Annotated in this window: 22 protein-coding genes and 1 pseudogene; 12 read left to right on the top strand and 11 right to left on the bottom strand. The window is 45.9% G+C overall.

Annotation, left to right across the window (positions count from 1 at the left end; genetic code table 11):
• Positions 1 to 123 precede the first annotated feature (123 nt).
• Positions 124 to 708 carry a hypothetical protein gene (locus tag NC994_RS14030; protein WP_190426457.1) on the bottom strand — a complete coding sequence of 195 codons (585 nt, stop codon included), beginning with the start codon at positions 706 to 708 and terminating at the stop codon, positions 124 to 126.
• Positions 709 to 950: 242 nt separating this feature from the next.
• On the opposite strand from NC994_RS14030, the gene NC994_RS14025 reads away from it, so the two are divergent.
• On the top strand, positions 951 to 1,157 hold the full coding sequence (locus NC994_RS14025) for a hypothetical protein (protein ID WP_190413438.1): 207 nt from the start codon (positions 951 to 953) through the stop codon (positions 1,155 to 1,157).
• Between the two features lie 354 nt (positions 1,158 to 1,511).
• A complete protein-coding gene (locus tag NC994_RS14020) occupies positions 1,512 to 2,411 on the top strand; it encodes an alpha/beta hydrolase (protein WP_190435678.1) in 900 nt (299 codons plus the stop codon).
• Between the two features lie 65 nt (positions 2,412 to 2,476).
• On the opposite strand, the gene NC994_RS14015 is transcribed toward NC994_RS14020, so the two are convergent.
• The gene (locus NC994_RS14015; protein WP_190435676.1) at positions 2,477 to 3,004 is read right to left on the bottom strand and encodes a DUF4330 domain-containing protein; all 528 of its coding nucleotides are present in this window, start codon (positions 3,002 to 3,004) and stop codon (positions 2,477 to 2,479) included.
• A gap of 176 nt (positions 3,005 to 3,180) precedes the next feature.
• On the bottom strand, positions 3,181 to 3,378 hold the full coding sequence (locus tag NC994_RS14010) for a hypothetical protein (RefSeq protein WP_190413431.1): 198 nt from the start codon (positions 3,376 to 3,378) through the stop codon (positions 3,181 to 3,183).
• 454 nt (positions 3,379 to 3,832) lie between these two features.
• On the opposite strand from NC994_RS14010, the gene NC994_RS14005 reads away from it, so the two are divergent.
• Complete coding sequence (locus NC994_RS14005) at positions 3,833 to 4,684, top strand: M48 family metallopeptidase (RefSeq protein WP_190428812.1); 852 nt, start codon at positions 3,833 to 3,835, stop codon at positions 4,682 to 4,684.
• Here NC994_RS14005 and NC994_RS14000 read toward each other — a convergent pair.
• Positions 4,681 to 5,442, bottom strand: a complete 762-nt coding sequence (locus NC994_RS14000; protein WP_190428811.1) for a metallophosphoesterase — start codon at positions 5,440 to 5,442, stop codon at positions 4,681 to 4,683. The two genes, NC994_RS14005 and NC994_RS14000, sit on opposite strands and share 4 nt — an antisense overlap.
• Before the next feature lie 672 nt (positions 5,443 to 6,114).
• Between NC994_RS14000 and miaE the strand changes: the two genes are divergently transcribed.
• Positions 6,115 to 6,714, top strand: coding sequence for a tRNA isopentenyl-2-thiomethyl-A-37 hydroxylase MiaE (miaE, locus tag NC994_RS13995; RefSeq protein ID WP_190413764.1), 600 nt, complete (start codon positions 6,115 to 6,117; stop codon positions 6,712 to 6,714).
• 13 nt (positions 6,715 to 6,727) lie between these two features.
• Positions 6,728 to 7,207 carry a GNAT family N-acetyltransferase gene (locus NC994_RS13990; RefSeq protein WP_190435673.1) on the top strand — a complete coding sequence of 160 codons (480 nt, stop codon included), beginning with the start codon at positions 6,728 to 6,730 and terminating at the stop codon, positions 7,205 to 7,207.
• Between the two features lie 3 nt (positions 7,208 to 7,210).
• On the opposite strand, the gene NC994_RS13985 is transcribed toward NC994_RS13990, so the two are convergent.
• From NC994_RS13985 to NC994_RS13975, 3 genes are all read right to left on the bottom strand, one after another.
• Complete coding sequence (locus tag NC994_RS13985) at positions 7,211 to 10,024, bottom strand: response regulator (protein WP_190435670.1); 2,814 nt, start codon at positions 10,022 to 10,024, stop codon at positions 7,211 to 7,213.
• A 289-nt stretch (positions 10,025 to 10,313) separates the two neighbouring features.
• Positions 10,314 to 10,700: a response regulator gene (locus tag NC994_RS13980; protein WP_190435667.1), complete on the bottom strand. Its 387-nt coding sequence runs from the start codon at positions 10,698 to 10,700 to the stop codon at positions 10,314 to 10,316.
• Positions 10,701 to 10,715: 15 nt separating this feature from the next.
• The gene (locus NC994_RS13975) at positions 10,716 to 12,128 is read right to left on the bottom strand and encodes an adenylate/guanylate cyclase domain-containing protein (RefSeq protein WP_190435665.1); all 1,413 of its coding nucleotides are present in this window, start codon (positions 12,126 to 12,128) and stop codon (positions 10,716 to 10,718) included.
• A gap of 325 nt (positions 12,129 to 12,453) precedes the next feature.
• Here NC994_RS13975 and NC994_RS13970 point away from each other — a divergent pair, with 325 nt between their 5' ends.
• Both NC994_RS13970 and NC994_RS13965 read left to right on the top strand, forming a co-directional pair.
• Entirely contained in the window at positions 12,454 to 12,618 is a 165-nt protein-coding gene (locus NC994_RS13970; protein WP_190435662.1) for a hypothetical protein, read from the top strand.
• A gap of 118 nt (positions 12,619 to 12,736) precedes the next feature.
• On the top strand, positions 12,737 to 15,247 hold the full coding sequence (locus tag NC994_RS13965) for a diguanylate cyclase (RefSeq protein ID WP_190435659.1): 2,511 nt from the start codon (positions 12,737 to 12,739) through the stop codon (positions 15,245 to 15,247).
• On the opposite strand, the gene NC994_RS13960 is transcribed toward NC994_RS13965, so the two are convergent.
• The 3 genes from NC994_RS13960 to NC994_RS13950 all read right to left on the bottom strand — a co-directional run bounded on the left by NC994_RS13960 (position 15,244) and on the right by NC994_RS13950 (position 17,864).
• Positions 15,244 to 15,996 (bottom strand): DUF1995 family protein, encoded by a 753-nt coding sequence (locus NC994_RS13960; protein WP_190435656.1) that lies wholly within the window; start codon positions 15,994 to 15,996, stop codon positions 15,244 to 15,246. The two genes, NC994_RS13965 and NC994_RS13960, sit on opposite strands and share 4 nt — an antisense overlap.
• A 230-nt stretch (positions 15,997 to 16,226) precedes the next feature.
• Positions 16,227 to 17,417, bottom strand: coding sequence for a cysteine desulfurase family protein (locus NC994_RS13955; RefSeq protein ID WP_190435654.1), 1,191 nt, complete (start codon positions 17,415 to 17,417; stop codon positions 16,227 to 16,229).
• A 66-nt stretch (positions 17,418 to 17,483) separates the two neighbouring features.
• Positions 17,484 to 17,864, bottom strand: a complete 381-nt coding sequence (locus NC994_RS13950; RefSeq protein WP_190413403.1) for a hypothetical protein — start codon at positions 17,862 to 17,864, stop codon at positions 17,484 to 17,486.
• A 292-nt stretch (positions 17,865 to 18,156) separates the two neighbouring features.
• On the opposite strand from NC994_RS13950, the gene NC994_RS13945 reads away from it, so the two are divergent.
• Positions 18,157 to 19,896, top strand: coding sequence for a phospholipase D-like domain-containing protein (locus NC994_RS13945; RefSeq protein WP_347276578.1), 1,740 nt, complete (start codon positions 18,157 to 18,159; stop codon positions 19,894 to 19,896).
• 105 nt (positions 19,897 to 20,001) lie between these two features.
• Positions 20,002 to 21,633 (top strand): cyclic peptide export ABC transporter, encoded by a 1,632-nt coding sequence (locus tag NC994_RS13940; RefSeq protein WP_190435651.1) that lies wholly within the window; start codon positions 20,002 to 20,004, stop codon positions 21,631 to 21,633.
• Between the two features lie 155 nt (positions 21,634 to 21,788).
• Here NC994_RS13940 and NC994_RS13935 read toward each other — a convergent pair whose 3' ends face one another.
• On the bottom strand, positions 21,789 to 23,258 hold the full coding sequence (locus NC994_RS13935) for a hypothetical protein (protein WP_190435649.1): 1,470 nt from the start codon (positions 23,256 to 23,258) through the stop codon (positions 21,789 to 21,791).
• 393 nt (positions 23,259 to 23,651) lie between these two features.
• Between NC994_RS13935 and NC994_RS13930 the strand changes: the two are divergent.
• The 3 genes and pseudogenes from NC994_RS13930 to NC994_RS13920 form a co-directional block, all read left to right on the top strand.
• Positions 23,652 to 24,668 (top strand): annotated as a pseudogene (locus NC994_RS13930) (aromatic ring-hydroxylating dioxygenase subunit alpha); the annotation flags it as partial.
• 275 nt (positions 24,669 to 24,943) lie between these two features.
• Positions 24,944 to 25,792 carry an SDR family oxidoreductase gene (locus NC994_RS13925; protein ID WP_190435641.1) on the top strand — a complete coding sequence of 283 codons (849 nt, stop codon included), beginning with the start codon at positions 24,944 to 24,946 and terminating at the stop codon, positions 25,790 to 25,792.
• The gene (locus tag NC994_RS13920) at positions 25,789 to 26,706 is read left to right on the top strand and encodes a ferritin-like domain-containing protein (RefSeq protein ID WP_190435640.1); all 918 of its coding nucleotides are present in this window, start codon (positions 25,789 to 25,791) and stop codon (positions 26,704 to 26,706) included. Before NC994_RS13925 ends, NC994_RS13920 begins: the two co-directional genes overlap by 4 nt.

The following is a 26,706-nucleotide window of genomic DNA, read 5'->3' as shown; positions in this document are numbered from 1 at the left end:
ATAGATTATACCTAACGAGTTAACTATCGTAATACCTTTTAGTCCTAAGCTCGTAGCCCGTAGTCATTCGTCCTTTGTTTTACCAAGTTGACCAATGACTACGAACCAATGACCGATGACCGCTCACAAACCAAAGCTCAAGTCATCGACGGTCAGACAGCCATCAAAAGCGTAGAAGGTGATCCGATAGATATTTGGTACTGCGACGCTCAGCTGACTGTTCGGAGGAATATTGGAATTCGTTCCGGCTAGATTTGGCTCTGTTAACTCCGAGCGTCCCAGGAGTTGGTTTTGCTGGTCGTAGGCAGATAAAATTGTTCGCTGAGAACTGGTGACAAAGCCGCTGACAAAGCGAACCGGAAACTCAAAGGAAATTTCTATCAAGCCGTTTTTAGGGGCACCCATGAGGACGGTGGTGCCAGATCGAGGGGGGAAAGCGGGGTTGGAGGGATGGAGAGCGATCGCATTTCTAAACGTGAGACCCCATTGCTGAAACTGGCGCTCCACCACGTCAAAGCATTTCAAGTCTTCCATGTTGAGGCGAACGCAGGTTCCCTTATGTAAGGGGAAGCCGGAGTCAGCGCTAGCCGGCTCCTCGCTAGGAGAAGCGACAACGGTGGACCCACTGAGCGACTCAATTGTTGGTGCGGATGCGGATGCGTTAAAGTCGCTGATTTCATCCCACGGAAGACTGCATTGCTTTGCCATAACATTCTGTGAATGTACTTTTTCAAGAACTGGATCGCCGTTTATTACTCCGACGCAGATATCTCCAGACTTGACGGAGCTATCACTTGGGAGTGACGACCTGAAGCTACTAATCCCCCCTCTGTTCATTCAGCCTCCTTGACTTATGGGGCGTCTTTTACGATCTGATTCCGAGTAATGCTTCTTCCCTCAGGCAAAAAATTCCGCATTTTTAATTTCTTGTGAGGGAAGTTTTAGAAGAAATGTTCCAGTCATCAACATTGGCTGATGACCGATTGCCATCGCGATCGCACACACCCTGTTACTTAAATACGCAAAAACCCGGTGAGGGGTTTCACCCCCTACCGTTTGGATTATCTCTGATTTTTTCTAATTTGGCGGAAAAAAACCAGCGGCTGGATTGGCATAGCGGAAAGTCTTATCAACCGGCTGATGTATTTTTACCTTAATTTACATCTGCCTTTAGGGATAACTATTTGCAAAATCTTTAATTTCAAGACGGTTGTTTTATCGTTCCTTTAAATTGCGGATAAATTACAGGATCGTTGCTCCAGGTAGGCTGGGCGCATTTGCTGCTAGATCGTTTGGTCTGACGCTACCCGATGAGAAATTCTGAAACCACCTATATGCAAGCGTTTCATCGTTCAAAGTCTAAAGCAAAAATCTAAAATAGTATCAGTCACCAGCTCAACTGAGCATCGCCGATTGAAACTGGGTGTTAGGAATCAACCAGTAGTCAGACGTTCTAACACTCAACAATTCGCGACAATGAGCGCTCGTGGCGATAACAATGAGGTTTATTCATGATTCAGCCACCCGGCTTTGAGATGCAATCGATTGTCACTTCCTTGGGAAGAGTGGTGTACTACACCCCCAAGGGGGCACCTTGGCGCTCGGCGGATGCAGCCATGTCAGAGAATCTGCCCACGTTGGTTTTCCTACATGGCTTTGGTGGTGGGTCATCCGCCTACGAATGGTCGAAAGTCTATCCAGCTTTTGCAACCGATTATCGAGTGATTGCACCCGACCTAATTGGTTGGGGTCGGTCTGACCACCCCGCACGCAATTACCAGATAGATGACTACATCAACACAATTATTGAGTTCATCGAGCAGACTTGTAACGAGCCAGTACCCGTCGTGGCATCTTCTCTCACGGCTGCTTTTACAATTCGAGCTGCGATCGCTCGCCCCGATCTCTTTAAGTCCCTGATTCTCACCACACCGGCGGGTCTGTCTGACTTTGGGGAAAATTACACCCGTAGCTTTTTTGCCCAACTCGTTGCTACGCCCATTCTGGATCGCTTGCTCTATAGCACGGGCGTTGCTACGGAGGGTGGCATCCGTAGTTTCCTAGAACAGCGACAATTTGCTCGTAGCCGCCGCGTCTACCAGGAAATCGTAGACGCTTATCTGCAATCTGCCCAACAACCCAATGCGGAATATGCAGCGCTCTCTTTTGTTCGGGGAGATTTATGCTTCGATCTATCCCTGTACATCACTCAGCTAAACGTGCCTACTGCCATAATGTGGGGGGAAAAGTCCGAGTTTACGGGTCCGGAAGTTGGCAGGCGGCTAGCAGCTTTAAATCCGCAAGCTGTCCGAGTTTTTCAGGCGCTTGATGATGTGGGATTGACGCCCCAACTGGAACTGCCTGCGGTGACAATCGGCTTCATCCGGCGATTTTTAGACTTACTGAAGTAGAACTGAAGTAGAAATGTCAGAGAAACCCATTATTTTAAAAGATAGCGGGTTTCTCTAGCGCAAGATTAGCCTTGTAACCGGATATCAATGACTGTGGAATTGAAGTTATAACCTGAGCCGTCTAGTTCTACTGGAATGCCAATTTTGAGTTTGGTACCGCCCACAACCGGCCCATCTTTTGTGATTTGGGCTTTAGTACCGAAAGTCATCAGCATATCGGTGCTGAAAGAATCAGGTCTAGGATCGGGGAGCGCTTTGACAGAACCATCCGGTTGCGGGACGGTCACGCTTCGGGGCAGGATCTTGATGGATTTAATCTCCATCTGTCCGGCAGGTTGATTGCGGATAATAATATTCGTTTTTTTGTCCTTCTGGAACTGGTCGATTAAAGCCTGGGGATCTCGCACATTTAAACCCCGGACAATCAAATCCATTTCTACGGGTTTTGTGGTAACGCCGACTTGGGCAACCGAACCGGAAGTGCCGGGAAAAAAGAAGATTCCCACAATAACGGAGAGAATCACTAAGGCAGCACCCACATCTAAGATGCTCACCTTGCCGAATAAGCGACCTTGAGAATCCAAAATCTTCATGTAGAATTGTCCTGGCTCTAGCTAAAAAACTGGGGAGATTCAGTAACCTCTAACTCTACAAATCACAAGGTAGATGATACTTAATCCGGCAGTCTTTTGTCAGAGTACCATGAGTGTCGCCTAGAGAGTGCTGGCAGATGGCTGGTTGTAAAGCCTTCCTGAAAAGACTGCCTAACTTAGTCTACGACACGGATGTAGCCTTGTTTCAGGCTGTCAAATACTCGGTTGACTTGGATCTGCTCTTCGGAGCTGAGAGCCGTCTTCGATAACAGCGCCGCCATCAGCCGTTGTTGGTCATGGCGAGTAATTCTGCGCGTAGTTAATAATTGCTCGACTAATTGAGCGATCGTTAGGGAGAGGCTTTGAGCTTGCATCTGGTTATCGGGGCACAGGATTCTATTTAAATTTTCGGTAAACTTGCCCTCCAGTTCATCAGGACATTCACCGAATCTGGTGATGAAAAATGGCTAAATTTTCAGGAGTACCGAATCAGTATTGTACGGGGGAGCGATCTTAGTTGGAGGCTCTGCCCAGGCTTGAGCGATCGCAAAATATCTCGATTACGGTTGAAGCTGCAACTTAGAATTCTCAAATCACGTCTGTTTGTTTCAGACTAATGAAAGTTGTTGTCACATTTACGGGGAGATGCGATCGCATTCTATAAGATTCTCTTTCTCTGGGCTGATGCTTGGGAAGAAGAACAAGAACCCGAAATTGTGACTTAAAAAATGTGGTGTTGCCTCGCCTGCTTTCAGGGTAGGGAGTGTTGAAATTGTCAAGACTGGTCGCCGATCGCAACTGTCGATTTGATTATTACTCGTATTCGCTATGAAGTTGAACCCCTTGTCATTTTTTTCCCGTCGTTCCTCCCGCCGCTGGTTCTATCCGTTCCTCTCATCTGTGGTGGCGCTGTTTATTTGTGTCGGTTTGCCTCAGTCTGGGCAAGCAATCTCGTTGTTTGACTTGATTTTGCGCGGCGTTCAGGTAATTCAGCTGTCGAGTATTTCTGATAAACAGGAAGTCCAAATTGGTCGGGCAATTAATAACCAGCTAGTCAGTCGGGAGATTCGGCTGTATCGCAATCCCCAAATTGTTCGCTACGTTGAAGAGATTGGTCAGCGGTTGGTGGCGAAGAGCGATCGCCCTGATATTCCTTATACGTTTCAAGTCGTTAACGATAAGGGTCTCAATGCCTTTGCGACAATGGGAGGCTTTGTCTACGTCAACACTGGCTTGCTCACAGCAGCAGATAATGAAGCTCAGCTAGCGAGTGTCATGAGTCACGAAATCGGTCATATTGCCGGTCGTCATGCAATTGAGCAGATGCGAAAAAGTGCGCTAGCTCGCGGCGTAGCGGCAGCAGCGGGGTTGGATCGTAACCTAGCCGTTCAAATTGGCGTGGATTTGGCTCTACGGCGTCCGAACAGTCGGCAAGATGAATTCGAGGCGGATCAAAAGGGACTGCAAACCATGATTAGGGCAGGCTATGCTCCCTCTGGAATGGTGGCTTTCATGGAAAAGCTGCTCAGGGCAAATTCGGTGCCTACTTTCTTAAGTACCCATCCGGCAACCTCGGATAGGATTAAGGCTTTGGAACGTGCCATTGACCCGGAAGATGCCAACGTCGGTGATGGGTTGGATAAGCAGGCTTATAAAGCGAAAATTCGCGCCCTGACTTAAGGTTTGAGCATTTGGCGGCGCATCCGACTTACCTGGGATGGATCGATTTGCGTCACTGCTTCTTTCAGGGGTAGTTTACGAACGCGACGCCGCGCCACATTGACTTGATAAACCAAGTTGTTCGTGAGATCCAAGCCTGTCAACCAGCCACTTTTCTGGTGATAGGCACCCGTATCGATGTCAAGCCAGCCGTTGCCTTGGGCAAGTTTCCCTGGTGCTACTCCAGGCAGGGTAAAAGTGATGGTGTGACCTGTAACGATCAGTTTATCTGGGAAGTACGGCTGGGGAATGCTGTGAAATTCTTCGCGAATCCAGCAAAATTCCTCAGCGGTTTGCTTCTCGAAGGGAATTTGCGGATGGACGCCTGCATGAACCAACCAGACATCGCCTAAGTCTAAATATGTGGGTAGCGATCGCATCCACTCGATATCCTCTGTTGGAATACCCGCTTCCCCATAACTGTTCACGGTTGCATGACCGCCACTGTAGAGCCATCCTTGCAGCGCTGGGCCGTAAATTTGTCCATCGCCCAACACGTCTAATAACATTTGCTCGTGGTTGCCCAACAAACAATGGTAGGAATTTTGCTTAACAAATTTAACAACCTGAGCGCTGTGAGGCCCTCGATCGATTAAATCCCCCAAAAAATAAACCGAGTCATTTGAGGAAGGAGCGATCGCTTCCAATAAGGTCATCAGGCCTTCGTAGTGGCCATGTACATCACCAATCACAATGCGACGGGGGGTCATTTTGCTCATCCTCAATCCGATTACTCACAACCTTAGATAGCGCCTCAAAGTAAGACACCGAATCACTGTCGATCAAAACTTATACACTCATGGACATCCCTAGTCATGTCGCCCAGGTTATAGCGCGGGTGGGGAAGTGACTTTCAAACGCGGCACAGTATCATCAAATTCCATGTCTTACCAATAAACCATTGGTAATATGTTTGTTGCGTCTGCTCCGTTACAGCTAGATGCAACTTATAGCCCGTTAAAACTGATAACCACGCTAAAACTGGGTTGATTAGTAAGTCAATCAAGTAGGAGAATGTCAAAAAAGGGAATGTCCTTGTATTAAGAGTTTCACGGAGCGGATGCACAGCCTGAATAGGGAACACCAAAAAAGCACTGGGAAAACCAACTAGAAATGGGAAGTTAAAAGTCAAAGGTATATTTTTAAAGCTGACTTTTAAGTTCTAAATTCTCTTCTAAGTGGCGGGATGTATCAAATTGTAAGTATGGTAGACTACATTATTAATCATATCTCGCCTAGCTTGAGTAGAACCTTCTGGGATCGGGAATCTCTCTGAAGGCAGTCGAGTGTTGGGTAAAACAGAGCGAGACAATCAACCGGAAAATTCTCTCGCTATCGTTAAATGTCAGGATTTTTTCCCTTAAAGTTCCTTGCCTCCTGTGTCTTCTACTGTGTCTTCTGCTACGCTGCCAGTTATTATTGCCCTGAAACAAGCTAGTAGTATCGCTTGGGTAAATCAGGCGATCGCTAACGTGGATACTATTCTGCTCGATCATTCCCACTGCGAACGGAAAGCAGCCGGAGTTGCCTTGAATTTGATGTTTCGCTACCCTTCTTATACTCAGTTAGTGCGGCAGCTTACCAGGATCGCCTGCGAAGAACTGGAACACTTTGAGCTGGTTAATCAGTGGCTGGAACGTTGTGGCATCCCCCTTGCTGCCCTCTCTGCGCCTCCCTACGGTGCCGGGATGAAGGCGCAAATCCGCGCCAAGGAGCCAGAGCGGTTATTGGATTCTTTGCTAGTTTCTGGGTTGATTGAGGCTCGAAGTCACGAACGGCTGGGATTACTCGCCACCCATTTACCCGATCCAGAGTTAGCCCAATTTTATGGCAGCTTGATGGCATCTGAAGCACGTCACTATGGCGTTTATTGGGTGCTTGCCGATACTTACTTTGAGCGTGCTGTTGTCAACCAACGGCTGGAGGAATTAGCCGTCGTTGAGAGTCAGTTGCTGGAAACGCTGCATCCAGAACCGCGAATTCACAGCTAAAGGCAAGAAGCAGATGAAAGCTCAATATCGGGATTTTGTGATTCGTGGCTGGGAAAAGCGCGATCGCACTTTTGCAGCTGATGTCATCCATTCGGTGTTAACCGAGTATGGCTTGCCTTGGCAACCAGAGGAGGCAGATCGGGATGTTCTAGAGGTAGAAAAATTTTATCAGGATACTGGGGGTGAGTTTTGGGTAATTGAAAAACAAGGGCAAGTAGTAGGGACTGGCGCGTATTATCCAGTGAAGCGCGGGGACAGAGCGGTAGAATTACGCAAAATGTATCTATTGCCAGCTGTGAGAGGGCAAGGACTAGGTAAGTATTTGTTAGAACAACTCGAAAATGCGATCGCTTCTCGTGGTTTTCAGGAAATTTGGATTGAAACCGCCAGCGTTCTCAAAGAAGCAGTCAAATTGTATGAAAGGAGTGGGTATGAACCAGCAACAGGTGTAGAGACGGCAAGATGCGATCGCGTCTACGTTAAATTCCTGTAACCCTCACGACTGATTTAGACCATTTACATTTCCGTTTGCTACTAAAAAAAACAAAACATTCTCCAGCCCTTTCTCAAATCGCAATGTTTTGGCAAGATTGTCTCGCTTTGAAAGGATTGAATCGATGATAATCATATCGGGCTTGGCTGAGATTGCCTTTTCGATACATTCCTGACCGTTAGAAGCTTCAACAACGCTGTAGCCTTTTGCCTGTAACACATCAGTAAGTATCTTGATTGTTGATTCATCTTCATCTACTACCAAAACTTTTTTCTTTGAGGTTTCTTGAGCCAGAAGCGATTCGATAGCATTTAGAAGTTCTTCCTGGTTAATTGGCTTTGCCAAATACCTGTCAATTCCTAAACAATAGCCTCTATCTTTGTCTTCTATAATTGATAAAATGATTATCGGTATGGTTGTAGTTCCAGGGTCATTTTTCAGTACTGCTGCCACATCAAATCCATTCATGGCAGGCATCATCACATCCAGAATAATCAAATCAGGATGTTCTTTTTTAACCTGTGTAATGGCATCCATACCGTCTTTAGCTTGCCTAACAATATAACCTTCTGCTTCTAATTGCTGTGTGAGAAGTTCTCTAATAGATGCTTCATCATCTACTACCAGAATTGTTTTCTTTTGTTTATTGGAAGAGGCTTTAGAAGTGATTACATGACCTTTTAGTTGTTTTAAAAGGGTGTCCAAATCAACTTTTTCAAACTCAAAATTTCCGCCTGTACTGATAGGTAAGGTGAATGAAAAGTTGCTTTCTTTACCCAATTTACTTTCTACCCAGATTCTACCCTGATGATGTTCTACGATTTGCTTGCAAATGGGCAGTCCTAAACCAGTTCCTTTAGGTTTGTCTGTTAATGTATCACCTACCTGCTTAAATTTTTCAAATACTTGCTCTTGGTCAGCCTCGGCGATGCCTATACCACTATCAATAACGCTGATAATAACCTCGTTGTTGATTTTTTTTGCTCTGCAAGTTATGCAGCCTTCTGGCGTGAATTTGACAGCATTGGAAATTAAATTAATCACAACCTGAACGAGTCTATCCTTATCACCCACTAGCTCAGGTAGTTCATTTTCGATATCCTTAATTAACTTTAGCGGCTTCGTTTCAAATAAGGCGGATGTAGCCGCTGTTGCCTGTTCAATTATTTCAGATATATAAATTGGTTCTGTTTTCCACTCAATCTTTCCTGCTTCTAACTTTGCCAAATCAAGGACACTATTGATTAAATTTGTTAGTCTTTCCCCTTCAGACACAATGATGTCCAGGTTTTCTTCTACTTGCTTGATGGTTTTCCGAACTTTCTTATCTTCACTTTGAACTTCAGGAAATATAACGGAATCTAGTTTTTTCTTGATAATTTTTGCGAATCCCAAGACGGAGGTAAGAGGTGTTCTTAACTCATGGGAAACAAGAGATAAGAAATCTGACTTGGCACAATTAGCAACTTCAGCGGCTTCTTTAGCTTGTTGTAACTCTTGTTGCGTCCGCTGGCGCTCGGCAATCTCGCTTTGCAAATTCTGAATAGTATGATTCAATTCAAGAGTACGTTCCTCTACTCGAATTTTTAACTCTTCCTCAGACTTTTTCAGGGTTTCTTCTACCAACTTTTTATCAGTGATGTCTTCATAGGTACCTAGAATACCTACAACATTCCCTGCATCATCATGGAGTGGAATCTTATTCGTTTCTGCCCAAGACTGTTTGCCATCTGCTTGAAATTGAGTTTCAACGATATGATATTGGGGCGTATCTGCCTCCATGATGCGATTGTCACACTCGCGGTACCAGTCCGCCTCCTCCTTATTCCAAGCCAAGTCGTAGTCTGTTTTGCCAACAATGCCTTCTGGCGTATTAACCCCTGCTACTCGCGCAAAGTTGTAATTGCAACCCAGATAAACAGACTTTCTATCTTTCCAAAAAATTAACTGCGGGATGTTGTTCATCACTAGCTGTAACATTTGCTTACTCTCTCGTAGTGATGCCTCTGCCTCTTTAGTAGGAGTAATGTCTTCTACTGTTCCCACAAAACCGATGAGTTCGCCTTTATTGGAAAGCAAAGGAGATGACCGAATGTAAGCCCAACGTACAATTCCCTCTCGTGTTTGAAAGCGACATTCGTGCGAATATTCCTTCCGCTGACGAGTGTAGGTATACCATTGTGCGATGACGCGATCGCTATCTTCGGGATAAACTGACCGCAACCAACCATCTCCCAAGCTTTCCTCAAGTGTAAAGCCACAAATTGCTTGACAGCGCGGGTTTGTATAAGTGCATTTACCTTCAATATCTGTCATAAAAATGCCGACTGGCAAACAAGCACTGAAAGAACGAAATTGCTGTTCGTTTTTCTTAAGTTCTGCATTGATGGCTTCCAAGTCCAATGCTTGTTGTTTTACCTGTGCTGTATTCTTAAACAGGTCAACAAACATCGATACTTTTGAGAGTAATATTTCCGGTTCAATCGGCTTAACCAGGTAATCTATCGCGCCTAAGGAATAACCTGTGAATATATTCGTGTCGCTTGTGCCGTATGCGGTTTGGAAAATAATCGGAGTCTGGCGCGATCGCTCTCTAGCTCGAATCAGCCTTGCTGTCTCAAATCCATCCAGTTCTGGCATCTGGACATCGAGCAAAATCACAGCAAAATCCTCATTTAGCAAACATCTTAAGGCTTCCATCCCCGAATTTGCTTTTACTAGATTCTGCTCTAAGCTACTCAATACTGCCTCTAACGCCAGCAGATTTTCTGGATGGTCGTCAACCAAAAGGATGTTTGCTTTCGGTTCTGACTGCATATTTTACCCTCAACGTTTGGTGACAAAAATTGATTAAAAAATTAATATTGCTAAATATTTTTACGATTGATCTTACAGGCGCTTGAGCTAGCTCTGTAGGCATTCAACGCCGTTTTGATTTTTGCAAAAATCTTGATTACAGTTACTACTGTGCTATAGCAATCCTACATCTTTTTCTTTTCCTAAGCCCAAAGTACGGGCTACATCGAGGCGATACGATAGCGCGATCGCTAACGCCCAGGCTACACCTACCTACACTTACATAGTTCAATCACATCTATTCACAAAATTAAGCTTTCTCCATTTCTAGAATATTCGATGCTTTTGCCACTACCTCATCTGGATCGAAAGGCTTTGTCATATACATATCCGCCCCTACTTCATTTCCCTTCTGCTTATCAAATTCTTGCCCCTTAGCAGTCAGCATGATAATGTAAACGTCCTTAATCTCTAGTTCATTTTTAACCGCATTACATACATCAAATCCATTCATTTTAGGCATCATTACGTCGAGAAAAACAAGAGCTGGCTTTTCTGTTTTAATTGTCTCCAATGCTTCTTCACCATTGGTTGCCGTTAGTAATTCCACGCCCTCATCTTCAAGATCCTCAAGGGTTTGTTCTAACAAAAGTCGAATGTGAGGCTCATCATCAACAATTAATATCTTCTGATTCATTCTTTTTCTTGCTATTTAATAAAGAACTTCAAAAACTTCTACAGCTTCTTTTTTTCCTTTTACTTGAACGCTCCCAATCTCCTTAAATTCAAATAGATGTTTTGTACTCTCATAGATAGAACGACTAACTAGGATCTGCTCACCCTTCGCCATAGATTGCAGCCTAGACGCTATATTAACTTTATCTCCTATTGCTGTATAGTCCATGTGTTGTGGAGATCCAACGTTGCCAACAACTACCTCTCCCGAACTTATTCCAATTCCGGTAAGAAAATTATCCCTAATCCAAGCAACGGGGATTGTTTTTATGCGTTTTTGCATCTCAATAGCTGTTTCAATAGCTCGTCGTTCGCTATCAACAAGAGTTGAAGGTGCGCCAAACATGGCAACAATCATATCTCCAACAAACTTGTTTACAGTACCGCCGTGGCTAAATATCACCTCTACCATGTGAGTAAAATACTCATTCAGATATTCTACAATTGCTTCTGGTGCTAACTCCTCGCATTTAGTGGTAAAGTTTCTAATATCAGAAAAGAGAATGGAAATGTCTTTTTTAGCAGGAACTAAGGAAATATCTTCTTGAGGATCTAAAATAGCTTCAACAACTTGTGCAGGGACATATCTTTCCAAGTTACTTTTAATCCGCGCTTCTCTAAGTTTATTTTCATGGAGCAGAGCGTTTTCGATAGCTGCTGCGGCTTGGGATGCTAAAGCAGTGAAAAGTTTTAAATCTTGTGCTGTATAATTGACTAATTCATCGCTACTCAAATTAAGCACGCCAAGAACTACGTTTTGTGTCTTAAGTGGGGCGCAAATTAGAGATTTTATCTTATTATTACCTGTAATAAATCTAGAATCCGACTCTACATCATTGACTATCTCTGCGTTTCCTAGATGAAACACGCTGCCAGCGATACCTTCACCTGGAAACAGGGTGGTTTTATGCTGATATTCTTGACCAAAAGCAGCAATGATTTCAAGCTTTCCTGTCTTTTCATTCAGTAGCATTGCTGAAGCATTGGTTGTTTTTATAAGTCTCCTAGCTTCATCAATCACTAATTTGGCAATCTCTTTAAGATCCAGGCAAGCTGATAGTTTTCCGGAAATATTATAGAGAAGGTTTATTTCTTTATATCTATCCAGTACTTCGCGGGCAAGCGTCTTTTTTTCAACCTCCTTTCCAGCTATATAGGTAAGCAACGATGCAAGACTGGATGCTTTGTCTCCGCCAAATACCCATCCAATTACTTCCTCTGAAAGCTGTATAGGAAATTTATTTGGTGAAGAGAAAATACCATCACCGATTAGTAGACTACCGTTGACATCTATAATACTTACAGAGCTATCCACTGTCTCGATTAAGTTAGCGATGAGCGAAGAAATTTCTTTTTTGGAAATCAGTTTTTTTAAACTAATTAGAGTCATAAGATTTTTTGTCTGCCAATGCTAGGAATAATATAGCAACATTAAATGATTTATGAGGGCTAAATTCTCGATTTAGCGAAGAATCGGAGAGCTGAATCCCTGATTTAAGAATAAAATAACATTGCCATTCCCTAGCGAAAAAAATTTAAATCACAAGGTTTTAAGAAACATAGCTAGTGTTTCTAATGCCGATTTGTCACCCTAAGCTTAGAATACCCATCAAGACTATGAAAATTCAAAAGAGTATTTTTTTACATTCGTGTTCAGAAAAGTGCCTCCCTTGATACATCCGCCGTTTGCACTAACCGTTGAATCACGATCGCCTATGGGATCGCTTCTTCAAGAACGCCGCTACGAGGAAGCCAGCAGCGCTAGGAAAAAAATCTGCATCCAATGGCTAACCCAAGCGATCGCATCCATCAAGCCGCCTCAACTTCAAATTTCAGCCGCCGCTCAGCGAAAGATTAATAACATTTTATGTTTTCTTTAACGATCCTTGGGGCGGATGTGTAAACCTATGGTATGGCATCATTTGCTCAGGGGATCGCTTGGCTACTGTTCTTGTGGAGAGGGGTATTTTTGCGCCAATGGTATTAGGAGTGTAGGAAATGAACCCTCATCAATTAGTACCCTGGGATGACAGTTCTCAGGCAACAACTCCTCGCGGACAGTTAGAGCATTTTGAAGAGCTAGTTGCAGCATTAATAGATCAACCGATCCAGACGAAGGAACAACTCCAAAAAGAGATTCTCTCACGACAAAGGTTTGAAACAGCGTTAAGCGAAAGTGAGAGACGATTCCACGCTATTTTTAATCAAACATCCCAATTTATCGCGCTACTGCAATCAGACGGGATTGTCCTAGAAGCCAATCAGACGGCGCTAAACTTTGGTGGAATCACTGCAAGTGATGTAATAGGTTGTTTTTTTTGGGAAGCGCCGTGGTGGAGCGTTTCGCCAGAGATCCAGGAACGTTTAAAATGCGCGGTCGCTCAAGCAGCAGCCGGAGAAATCGTGAGTTACGAAGTTGAGGTGCGAGGTGTTGGAAATACTGTCGCTACCTTTGACTTTTCGTTGAAGATTTTGAAGGTAGAAACAGAGTTTGTTGAGGCACAGCATACGCTACCTTTATTGATTGCCGAAGCTCAGAATATTACCGATTGCAAGCACTCAGAAAATCAGCTCACCCTGTGTAATCTAGAACGGCTAACGCTATACAAAATTTCAGAAATCGCGCAGGGGACTCAATCTCTTTACACTGCATTTCAAGAGATTGTTGAAGAAATTAGCATTGATACTGGTTTTCCGATTATCACCATCGAACTTTATGACGAAGCAAGGCAAATGATGGTATTTGCAGGGCTAAAAGGAGTTCCCTTGCCTGCGGACACAACTGTTCTTGAGGTGCCGGTAGACCAGACACTTTCGGGGAGTGTGGTTCGCACGGGTCAACCTGTCGTGAAGACGGAGCTTTCGCAGTCAGCCAAGAATAGTAACTTTAATAAAATATTCTCGCAGTCAGAGATTAAAACTTTCATTTGTATGCCGATGAGCGTCAACCAACGGTCGATCGGAGTTTTAAGTTTAGCCCATTGGGAAATCGTTCAATGCAATGATTCATTCCTGAAATGGATTGGAAGTTTGGCTAATTCTATTGCTTCCCTAACCGAGCGCAAGCAGGCAGAGCAAGCACTACGGGAAAACGAAGCGAGGTATCGTCGAATTGTCGAAACCACCGTTGAAGGGATCTGGGTTCTCGATCCAGAGGGGAATACAGCTTTTGTGAATAACCAGATGGCACAAATGCTAGGACTAACAGCCGCTCAAATGTTAGGCAAGCCTTTGTTTGCTTTTATGGATGACGAAGGTTGCGCGATCGCAGAAGCTTTAATAGAACGTCGCCGCCAAGGAATTAAAGAACAACATGACTTTAAATTCTGCCGTCAGGATGGCTCCGCGCTCTGGGCAATTGTTTCTACCAATCCCATCTTCGATCAAGCGGGGAAATATGCGGGAGTCCTGGGAATGGTCACGGATATCACCCAGCGAAAAGCTACTGAAGAGGCATTGTTGCAGCAGGCAAAGCGGGAGTCGTTGATTCGGGTAATTACTCACCAAATCCGTCAATCTCTGAAGCTGGAGGAGATTCTCAACACGACGGTGACAGAAGTGCGACAATTTCTTGCCTGCGACCGGGTAGTCATTTTCCGCTTTCATCCAGACTGGAGTGGCGTTATCGCAGTTGAGTCGGTCGATTCTCGGTGGACGCCAATTTTAGGCTCGACGATGACAGACCATTGCTTTGCACAAACTTATGTGGAGCCTTACAAAAACGGTCGGATTCTAGCGATTGAAGATATTTATACGGCAAAGATAAGTCCGTGTCACATTGATTTACTGGCTCAGTTTCAGGTGAGAGCAAACTTGGTGGTTCCCATCCTCCAAGGCGAGGATTTGTGGGGATTATTGATTGCTCATCATTGTTCGCAACCGCGACAGTGGCAGCAGCTAGAGATTAATTTACTCCAAGAATTAGCAACACAGGCGGGAATCGCGATTAAACAAGCCCAACTTTATCAACAGTTGGAGGAAGCGAATCAGGAGTTGCAGCGCCTTGCCGTTTTAGATGGCTTGACTCAGGTAGCGAATCGCCGTTGCTTTGACCAGTACCTGAATAGTGAGTGGCAACGGCTGGTGCGAGAGCAAGCACCCTTATCATTAATTTTGGGCGATATCGATTTTTTTAAACTCTATAACGATACTTACGGTCATCAAGCGGGAGATGAATGTTTAAAGGCAGTGGCGAGTGCGATTCGGCGTGCAGTGAAGCGTTCGACGGATTTAGTGGCTCGTTACGGCGGAGAAGAATTTGCGATAATTTTGCCGTATACCGTAGTTGAGGGAGCAATCCGAGTTGCTGAGCAAATCCGCGCTGAAGTGAAGGCGTTAGCGATCGCGCACGTTAATTCTCAAGCTAGTCAGCAGATATCGCTCAGTTTAGGCATTGCTAGTGTAGTTCCGACTTTAGAATCCTCACCAGCAATGCTGATTTCCGCAGCAGATACCGCCCTCTATCAGGCAAAAGCCGCAGGGCGCGATCGCTATTACGCACACAATTAACGGCTCAGGGTACGAATGAACCGTTGTAAATTGGTGAACAATCCAGGTTTTTTCGGCGCTGGGGTTTCGCTGCTGCGGTTGCTGGGATTGGCGGCGTCCTTAGCCTGAGTTGTTCCTGCCAGGATGTTGTCAAGTTCTTCGCCCACTGGTTTTGTAGAAACTTCGGCAATCAGCTGATAGTTGTCGTTTGTTTCCTGCCAAACTTGCCAGGGGGAAGGGTAGCAGCGAAGCACCGCAGCACCGTCGAGGGGTCTGAGATAGTAACTAGATTCCAGGGTAGTCAGGAAGCGATCGCGCAATTGTCGTCCCGCGTAGCCAATGCCAATAATGGCGGCGTCTTCTAGATTAGGGTTGAGGAGAACCACCGGGCGATCGCCTGCTGCTTCGCACAGTTTTTCCACTTGCAAGACTTCTACTGCGGAAGGTTCAACGAACAAGAAAACACGATCTTCTGGGTGAATTTTCTCATCTACGGACGCTCGGCTACTGCCAATATCTGTAATTTTAAAGGGTACTTGTCCCCAGTCGCGGCGGGCAAGGGCAGCTGCCCCGGCGTCGGGAAAGAAAACTTTCAACTCCGATGCCATCTCCTCAAAGGCTTCGATAAATTGCAAGGCGACGGGCATCGGTTTGAGTTCTGGGAAGACTAACTCGACCTTGATGCGGGTGTAACCATTGGCGATCGCAGCTTGGGTTGCTTCGCGGGATTGCGCGATCGCTTCTTCTAGTGATTTGGGAAGTTCTGCCATCTCGAAAATTGTTGAATTTAAGTGGATTCAGCCAAAATGTCAAATTGATTAAAAAACCTCTTTCTAACCCTCTTCTAAGAGGAGAAGGGACAAGAGAAAGAATGTTTTAATTATGTCGGGATTGCTGCTTGCCTCCGTTAGGAACGCGCAGTACGGGAAGAAGGTTAGGGATTCGGTTTAATGTTGTCGTTGATGATTCCCACCTACTGATTACTGTGAGTCGTTAGCATTCAAAATTCTAAACTCAAAACTCGCTCCGGCTGAAAGCTATTCTTGGAAACAGGCATCAATCGTTCTAAAACTTGCTTCAGCACCATTGCCGCCCAGTCTACATCAGCTTCCTCTGTGTCCCGTCCCAGAGTGAAGCGAATGCCTCCCAAGGCAACTGCATCGCTGTATCCCATTGCCAGCAAGATGGGGCTGGGGCTGAGTTTGCCGCTGTGACAGGCGGAACCCGCACTGATGGCAATTCCAGCCAGGTTCATCTGCCGCACCAAGGTTTTTCCGGTGACTTTTTCACTCTCACCGATGACGCTGAAACTGACGTGGTGGGGTAGCCGATGCTGCCTGTCGCCAGTAGGGATGAGGTGGGGAACATCCGCTAAATGGGAAAATAAGCGATCGCGCAATTTTATCAATCTCGGTGTCTCTGTTCCCAATTCTTGCGCCGCCAACTCAGCCGCCACGCCAAAACCAGCAATCACCGGAACCGCCTGAGTCCCGGAACGCAGTTTTATTTCTTGCCCTCCCCCGCACAATAAAGGCGCTAACTCTACACCAGGGCGGACATAAACCGCACCCGCGCCCTGAATACCATAGATTTTGTGGCTGGAAAGAGAAAGCATATCCACCGGCAGCTGCTGCACGTCAATCGGCAAGCGCCCAGCCACTTGGACGGCATCAGTGTGAAACAACACCCCGTGGGAGTGGGCAATCTTGCCCAATTCCTCAATCGGTTGTAGCGTGCCGACTTCGCTTTGCCCGTAAATAATCGAAACTAAGACTGTATTCGGTTGCAGCGCCTTTTCTAAATCGGTGGGATTCACCCATCCTTTAGTATCTACCGGCAACCGCGTTACCTGCCAACCCCACAACTCTAATAAACGCGCCGGTTCTGACACGGCTGAATGCTCGACGCTGGAGATAATGATATGCTGGGGCGTCCTGTAGCTGCGGGCAACCCCCATAATCGCCAGATTGTCTGCCTCGGTGCCGCCAGAAGTGAAGATAATCGACTCAGCCGGTGCGTTAATGAGTCCAGCGACCTGAATTCTTGCCAGTTCCAGAACCGTTGCTGCCCGTTGCCCCCACTCGTGCAAGCTGGAAGGATTCCCCCACTGCTGGGTGAGGACAGTTTGCATGGTTGCGATCGCTTCTGGGCGAGTGGGCGTAGTAGCACTATAATCCAGATAAATTTGCATGGTTGATTAAGCGACAGGCTGTCTCTTCTTTCAGCATATAGCGCCTCTCGCTAGAGCGTCTCTCACCTAACTACCCGGTTTACAGACGTTATATTCTTCGTGAGACATGACTTCTTCTGGCACCAGCTTTGTCCCGCAGTCGCGGCAAATCATCCGGTAGTCGCGGCTCAAAGGGATACTAATAATCAAGCGGTTGTGGCGCATCCGCTTGCCCCTAAATTCGATATAGTTCCGGCTACCCTCCAATCTAGCGATGATGGCACGCGCCTTCACTACCAAATGAGCGGGAAGATGTCTTAAATTAATCGGATCGAGTGAAAAAGATTCTTCCCACTCCTGTTTTTCCTGTTTTCTTTGAATCCAGGTGGCGCGTTCTTGAACGCAGCGATGGCAGGTTTGACCATGACCTTTGTGACCGCACGAAAACGTTTTTTTTCTGGTTGGCATAAAAAATAGTGGTGTGGCTTGGTGCCTCCCACCCCCACAAAGCTTTTATCCTGTGGAAACCGCCGTGGGCGGTTGGACAAGATCGAATATTTTGTCCGCTTGCAGTTTATGTTAATGCAAGAGGGGCAAGTCTTTGAGAATCGTTTTCGCTTGCTGACGAAAAATCGGTGATGACACCACGAATCCGTCAGGTTATCGTGTGGGTGATGAAAGAAATTTATGCTTCGATGACGTAAAAAAGGGATGGCGAGTTCGCCTATCCTCTCTTATCTATCAGCGAATCCAACTTCCCGTGCATCTTCTTTTTTCCCCGCCGACAATCCGTCTGGGCTTCACGTTACTGCTGGCGCTAACTCTCGGCGCGTGTCAGCGAGTGCAGTCGCAGAATTCCCGTCTCACGCCTCTGCCGCAAGATCCTTTTGTTCAGGTATATTTCAACCACGCCCAAACGGCAGAATATACTGAGCCGTATCGCCAGCAACGACGACAGGGAGATGATTTAGAGCAACAGATTGTCGATGCGATCGCGTCTGCGAAATCCAGCGTTGATGTGGCGGTGCAGGAGTTGCGCTTACCGAAGATTGCACAGGCGCTGGTAGATCGCAAGAAAGCTGGGGTAAAAGTCCGGGTAATCTTAGAAAATACCTACAGTCGTCCTCTGAGTGCGATCGCTCCAGCAGAGTTAGCGAAACTGCCAAAAAGAGAACAGCAACGCTATCAAGAATTTCTCAAATTAGTAGACCGCAACGGCGATAATCAGCTCAGTCCAGCGGAAATTAACCAAGGAGATGCCTTGGTCATGTTACGCAATGCGGGTATTCCGACAATTGACGATACCGCTGACGGTTCCAAAGGCAGCAGCCTGATGCATCACAAATTTGTGATTGTCGATAACGCAAAACTTATCGTGACTTCCGCTAACTTTACAACGTCGGATATTCACGGTGATTTTGCCAAGCCTAGCAGTTTGGGCAATGCCAATAACTTGCTAAAAATCGATAGTCCGGAGTTGGCAACCCTTTTCACCCAAGAGTTTAACGTGATGTGGGGCGATGGGCCAGGAGGCAACCCGGATAGTAAATTTGGCATCAAAAAGCCCTATCGATCCCCACAGCAAGTCAAGTTGGTCAATACCACCGTCACCGTCCAGTTTTCTCCAACTTCGACCACTCAACCCTGGAATCAAACCAGTAACGGCTTAATTGGCAAAACCTTAAGTACCGCTGTCCAATCTGTTGATATGGCGTTGTTTGTCTTCTCCGATCAGCATTTAGCGAATATTCTAGAAACCGACCATCAAAATGGGGTGCAGGTGCGGGCTTTAATCGACCCCGATTTTGTCTATCGCCCCTACAGTGAAGCTTTGGACATGATGGGCGTCGCCTTGAGCAATCAATGCAAGTCTGAAGCTGATAACCGCCCCTGGCAAGAACCGATTACCACGGTTGGCGTGCCTCTGCTGCCAAAGGGCGATTTATTACATCATAAATTTGGGGTGGTGGATAAAAAAAACGTCATCACTGGCTCCCACAACTGGTCAGAAGCCGCCAATAGCGGCAATGATGAGACGGTGTTAGTCATTGAAAGTCCGACTGTTGCTGCCCATTATCAGCGCGAATTTGACCGCCTTTATGAGAATGCTGTATTAGGTGTCCCTGATGGGATTGGGCAGAAAATACAAGCACAACAGAAACAATGTTCCCAGCAAACAACAGCTTCTCAACCCTCCCAAACCACTCCAGATGCCAATCCAAAAGCCAAACTTCCGATCCAAAAGGCGCAACCACCGAAAAGTCTCTCTAATTCTCCTCAATCCTCTGTCCCTAGCCCTAAGCCCGATCCCTATCTGGTCAACCTCAATACTGCAACTCAAGAAGAAATCGAGGCATTGCCTGGAGTCGGGCCAAAATTAGCGCAACGCATTATTGAGGCGCGTCAGCAGAAATCTTTTACCTCGTTACAAGACCTTGACAAAGTGCCAGGAGTTGGCCGCAGCTTGCTCGAAAAATTAAGCGATCGCGTGACTTGGTAGCAACTACTCCTTCTTTCCGGATCGGGACAATTTGCTGACGCTAACGACAAGTGGACTAGCATCTGACAGGATAGTGCTGGTCTTAATGTACTGGGGTGTTGTTCCATGAAGCTAATCCGCCTTCTCCTCAGAAATTCTTGGGTAACAGTCATTTTGGCTGCATTGACGGGTCTTCTCAGTGGTGGGAGTAGTGCAGGTCTAATAGCCCTGATTAACCTCACCTTAAGAGATATTCAACTACCAACAACGACCCTGGCTTGGAGCTTTGTTAGTTTGTGCTTTCTTCTGTTTGTGACGATGACTGCGTCCCAAGTCCTGATTGCCCGATTAGCTGAGGAGGTCATCTTCAATCTGCGAATGCTCTTAAATCAACGCATTCTGGCTTGTCCCTTGCGTCACTTAGAAGAAATTGGTTCCTCCCGGCTTCTCGCGACCCTCACAGAAGATATTGAGGTAATTTCTAGTGCCTCTATTTCCGTTTCCGGACTATTTGTAAATCTCGCCATTTTAGTGGGGTGCCTGCTCTATTTGAGCTGGCTATCTGTACCTCTATTCTTTTTCATCCTAGGTTTCATGGCGTTAGGAATCTTGAGTCATACTCTACTGGTGACGAAGGGTAGGGATTCTTTCAAGCTTTCCCGCGAAGTGCGAGATAGGTTATACGAGCATTTTCGAACTACCACGGAGGGGACGAAGGAACTCAAGCTGCACCACTCTAGACGCCAAGCGTTTCTCTCTCAAGACCTCCAGGCTGCCGCTGCATCTTCGCGCCATTACCGAGTTGCGGCAATGAGTATTTTCGCTTTTGCTGGAAGTTGGGGGCTACTGTTGTTCTTCGTTCCCATTGGGTTGCTGATTTTTGGTTTACCTTTACTAAGAAATATTCCTGTTTCTGTTCTATCCGGCTACGCCTTAACAATCGTATTTATGATTACTCCGTTGCGGGGGATTTTAAACACTCTTCCCGATTTAAGTAGAGCGAATGTTGCTTTAGATAAGATTGAATCGCTTGGCTTATCGTTGGTAGCCCAGAGAACTGAGGAGCATCTGACAACGACGCTAGATTCACAGATTGAGTGGAGTTCTTTAAAATTAGTGGGAGTGACTCATGCTTACCGTGGCGAACGGGAAGAACATCGCTTCATTTTGGGACCACTCGACGTAACTTTTCATCGTGGAGAATTAGTGTTTATTGTGGGTGGGAACGGGAGTGGCAAATCTACTCTTGTGAAGCTGCTAGTTGGACTCTATATTCCGGAATCAGGAGAAATTCAATTTGACGGTAAAGCGATTACAGATAAAAATCGCGAGTGGTATCGCCAACAGTTTTCAGTTGTTTTCTCTGACTTCTATCTCTTCAACCGTCTTCTAGGATTAGACACTCCATCACTAACTAACCAAACCCAAAAGTATTTAGAAAAGCTGGAATTAGATCGTAAAGTGCAGGTAAAAGACGGTATCCTTTCCACTACTGCCTTATCCCAAGGACAGCGCAAGCGTCTTGCTTTATTAACTGCGTATTTGGAAGATCGTCCTATTTATATATTTGACGAATGGGCGTCAGATCAAGACCCTGTATTCAAAGAAGTTTTTTACACTCAACTGTTGCCAGAGTTAAAAAGTAGAGGCAAGACGGTTTTAGTTGTTAGTCACGATGACCGGTACTTTGAAGTTGCCGATAGGATTGTGAAGTTAGATTATGGGAAGGTGCAATATGATAAAAACTTACATTGTTAATGATATGTTTTCTTGAATTCTTACTTATAATTCGGAACCCCACCCCAGCCCTCCCCGTTCACGGGGAGGAGGAAATATGCTTCTTTCTCGTTTATGAGAGAATTGAAAGAATTTTCGTAAGTAAAGATGAGGGTAAATTTTTTTATCCTTTATAATTACTGATTAACAATTCCTCTTTGTTTGATAGTGTTCTCTGTGTTCTGAGATAAATCAGGCCAAGGTAAAAAATTCAGCCGGAGAATACGTTTATTCGGAACGTTGTCCCAAGCGCTAAAAACGCGCTTCCAATCATCAAGAAATTCGGGTTGAACTTGCCCTAAGGTTTTTACTAAAGAGTAATAGACGCGATCGCTTACTGCTTCATCGGATGTGACGCCTTGCCGAACTTCCAAATCGAACTCTAGATACTGTTGATCTTCTTCGTAAACAATTCGGGCGCGGTATAGTCCGGTGAGAATATCGTTGAGTTCTTCGCATTTTACCGCTGCATCCAACATATATTCGGTCAGATTAGTACCTAAAAGAATTAAACAACTATCTGAGCGACCCGTGACTGCTAAAATATTTGGAAGCCAAGGGCTAGATTTTGCAATAATCTTAACTAAAGCTTCATCCTGAGAATCTAGCTTGTCCGAAGTAAGAATTGTTTTTCTTAATTTGCTCCAACTATATAAGGCAACACGGTCGTAGAGAATGTAGCGCACTAGCGGAATTCCTTGCCAACGAGTTACGCAAAAGTGACCATCAACAAGTTCCACAAAAGTGTCAGAAGCAATGAAATGAAAGAAGTGAGGAATGGGAGATTCTAGACCTAGCGAATTAGCAAGTTTCTGGTTACGATACAGTAGTTTTCGCAAAGCGATCGAAGCGAGAGATTCAGTTCCCAGTCCCCCAGTATCGGCGCTGGCGTACATGGAAAACATAAATGGAATATCTTCTGCTATCCCCGCCCGATTTTGCAAAGAAGTGCGGATACTTTCTGGAAAAGGTTCACCAATTACGATGTATCTTAATTTTTCTAATGGAAGCGATTGCTTTTGCTCACTTGCCTTTAGATGAAGATGCGCGATCGCAGATGGTACAATCAATAGAATAATCTGATCTACCAATTGGTTCATCTTGCAGATCATTTCAATAATATCATCTTGCTGGATACCTGGGCAGAATACCCAGAAAGGATAAGGCGTATTCGCTGCCATATTATTTAACGCCCAGGAAAACGATACTCCTCCGAGAGAACTTCCTAAGCTAAGTCCAACAATTGCCAGCGTTTTTTTCTTGTGTACAGCAAAGGTTCGTTCCAGAAATATCCGGGTTTTAAGACCGACAAAACGGCTATTTGATTTTAGAATAGGCCAATAAAATGAGTTTCCGGATGATCCGGAAGAACGAGCGATCGCATAAATTTTATCAGCATTATCTGCTAGCAATTCCTCAAATGGATAAGCTAAAGCATAATATTTTTTATCTAACAAAGGTAGTTGGTTAAATGGAACTCGTGCTTTAATTCCTTGAGTTCCTAAAAACTGTTTGTAAGCGGGTACGCCTCGTTGGGCACGTTGATACACTCTTTCGGCTAATCTTTCCGACCCTAAAGAGTTTTTTATGAATGGTTTAAATTTCATGGAGTAGTGCTAAAGAAGTTGGAAAGTTTTCTTTTTTTACGAACCGCGAAGGCACGAAGGACACGAAGGAAACAGAGGGAAGACAAGAAGAGTCTATAAATAAGTCTTAAATTTCTAACGCTAAACGCAGAGTACTATAAGACAAACTAAAAATTGAACAATTTTTAGATATTGCTTAATGAAATATTGAACGGATTAAATTATCTTGAAACAAAAATTTACTGAATTAAGTCATGGATTCCAGAGCTTCGCAAATTCTTAGTGTAATAAAGAAATAGGAACCCAAAGCTGATTTTAGGGTTGGATGGATGAGGTAAATTTCCCTATGTCAAGCTTTCTGAATCGGCACATTCACGCAGGCATGAAGTTTTGAACGTTATTACTATATAGATTATGGTGAATTTTAATTTGCAAGCGTCCAATTCTCTTCGCAAAACCAAAACTTTTAACAATCCCGATTGTTTCATTGAGGGATGGTACTGGGCGATTCCCTCTCACAATCTCAAAGTGGGTGAGGTAAAGCCTGTAACCCTTTTGGGGAGGGAACTGGCGATATATCGGGGCGAGGACGGGAAAGCGATCGCTCTCGATGCATATTGCCCGCACATGGGCGCACACCTTGCCGAGGGAAAAGTTGAAGGCAATGGGATTCGCTGTTTTTTCCACAATTGGAAGTATGACCAAGTGGGGAAGTGTATCGATATTCCGTGTTTGGAAAAGCCGCTTCCAGCAAAGGTGCAAAGTTGGCCTACGGCGGAAAAGTACGGGATGGTATGGGTTTGGACTGGAGAAGCGCCACGACAGCCTTTGCCGTGTCCTCCAGAACTCAAAGACGAAGAATGCGATGCGGCGATCGCGTCTCGCTTTGTGAAGAACTGTCACCCCAACGTGGTGATGATCAACGCTATCGACGCCCAACACTTCAATACCGTTCACAACCTGCCACTGAAAATAGTGTTCGAGAAGCAGGAAGACGGAAACGCGATCGCCTTCGGTAACACCACGCGGGGAGGGGACGAATCTCTGTTTGTAAAACTAATCCGCCCCTTATATAAAAATGAAGTTACTTATAGTATGTGCTACTGGTACGGCAGCACTGGCACTGTGACACTTGGGCCAGACTTCCTCCATTTCTACATCATGTTTGCCCTTCGCCTCACCGAAGCCGGAAAAACTGAAGGACAGACTTTATTAATTACTAAGAAGCGTCCGGGTGTACTCGGCTGGATGTTTAACCGAATCGTGCTTTGGCTGACGAAAATGGTGGGGAATTACTTTGCCAAAGGAGACACCCAAGTTTTCCAAACGATTAAGTTTGACTTTCAGACTCCGACGAAAGAGGATAAGTCGATTATCCAGTTCATCCAGCACGTCGAGAAACAGAGAGCGATCGCGTGGGGAACTTGGGAGGCGGCTTTGCCGGAGGAGGAGCATCGGCAATATGATTTGAATAAGGCAGACCTAACCTCCCAACCCCATTCCCTGCAAGGGAAGGAGGTGCAAGACTCCCCTGTTCTCGCAGCAGAAGGTCCGGGAAGCCGAGAGGTAAAGGAGAATTCTTCCTCAGTCCTCAGTCCTCCCTCCTCAACACCCAGTCCTCAGCCCTCAGTCCTCAGTCCTCCCTCCTCAGCACTCAGTCCTCAGTCCTCAGTCCTTCCTCCTCTCTCCCTAACCACGGAGGCGAGATGAGTTCTGTATTGATTACAGGCTGTTCGTCCGGCTTTGGTCGGGCTATGGTTGATGAGTTTCTTCGGCGGGGTTGGCACGTCATTGGTACGATGCGGAACGCACCGCAGCGACGGGAAATCCTCACGGAATCCCTAGAAAAATATAGCGATCGCTTGACGATTCTCAGCCTGGAAATCACCGAATCCAGCCAACGAGATGCCGTAGTTGAGGCAGTTCGCCAAATAGGTCGCCTGGATTGTTTGGTAAATAATGCAGGCTACAGGTTCTACGGCGCTTTGGAGGATTTGAGCGAGGAGCAAATCCGCCGTCAATTTGAGGTAAATTTCTTCGGTGGCGTGTTCCTGACTCGCGCTTTGCTTCCGTTGATTCGGGAAGCACAGGGAACCCTGATTTTTATCTCCTCCACCTTCGGCTTTACGGGCTTTCCCTTAACCTCGGCTCATTGCGCCAGCAAGTATGCTCTGGAAGGCTTAGCAGAGAGTCTTTATTACGAGCTTGAGTCCCACGGGGTTCGTGTCGCCTTGGTAGAACCTGGAGCCAGCAAGACGACGAATAATGGCAAGAATATGAGTTGGGGGGAAGGAAACGCTGAAACTTATCGAATCCAGACGGAAAACTACCGGAGGTTGAATCAGCGAGTTATCTCAACGGCTCAGGATAATACGCATCTGGTCGCCAAACGGGTTGCTGATATTGCCGAAGGAAGCGATCGCCAACTCCGCCGTCGAGTCGGCTGGGATGCCAATTTTACCCATATTTATCAACAAATCTTGCCAGATAGGGTGCGCCTACCGTTATCAAAAATGATTTATCGACGGCTATTTATGGGGAGACAAAGCCGATGAATCAATACCAAAAAACAGCAGGCTTCGATTTGCCCCATATCTCCTTTGACGACAAGCTGCGTCGCGTACTCTCCTCAGCCTTGAGGAGTCGGCTGGGTGCCGATCCGATTTCCCCAGAATTTATGAGCAATTCCTACTGGGACGCCGCTCACTTTGGTCTTGAGAAAGTCCAGATTTTCCAAGATTCCAGCCAAAAAGAGCAATCAGAAATCCTGCGGCGATGTAGTGGCGGGCTTCTAGAAGAAGCCTATTTCATCGAAAAAGCCGGAGTCGGTTACATGGCAAAAATGGTGCTGCTGGCAGAAACCACCGAGGAGCGAATGCTCTACGCACTCTTCAGCTCCGACGAAGTGACTCACCTTGCCCAGATTAGTCGCTTTTTGCCGGAAAAAGACCTCGTGGGGACAGACGACCCCTTCTTACGCTTCCTGGCAGATTTGGTGGAAACCCCGGATAAAACAGTCCTGCTATTTGTGCTTCAGGTAGTGCTGGAGGGGTGGGGTTTGAGCCATTACAGAAGCCTCGCCAAAGACTGTGTAAATCCTCAAATGGCTGCAATACTTGAGGGATTTTTGCAAGACGAGAGCCGTCACCACGGCACCGGAGTCACTCTGTTCAACCAGATATCCGTCTCCCAAGCAAGTCGAGCAACCATCATCGAAACCCTAGCCCTATTTTTGCAGATGGTTCGGGTAGGGCCTCAAAGCGTCGTCACTGCCATTGAGCAAGTGAAGGGTCATTTGTCCCGCCAACAAAAGCTGAATATCTTCCAGGAACTCGACACAGAGACTCATAGCGGAATCCGTCTCAATCTCCTGCGTTCCCTGATGCGGGGAGAAGAGGCGGGAATTATCGTTCAAGAACTAGAGGATCGGGGGGCGTTCCAGCCTTTCCCCGCAGAAAAATGCGTATGA

It is taken from the genome of Trichocoleus sp. AS-A1 (assembly GCF_039962015.1).
GTDB lineage: Bacteria > Cyanobacteriota > Cyanobacteriia > Cyanobacteriales > FACHB-T130 > FACHB-T130.
Note: the sequence above shows the minus strand (reverse complement) of the source record. Positions and strands in the feature narration are given on the sequence as shown.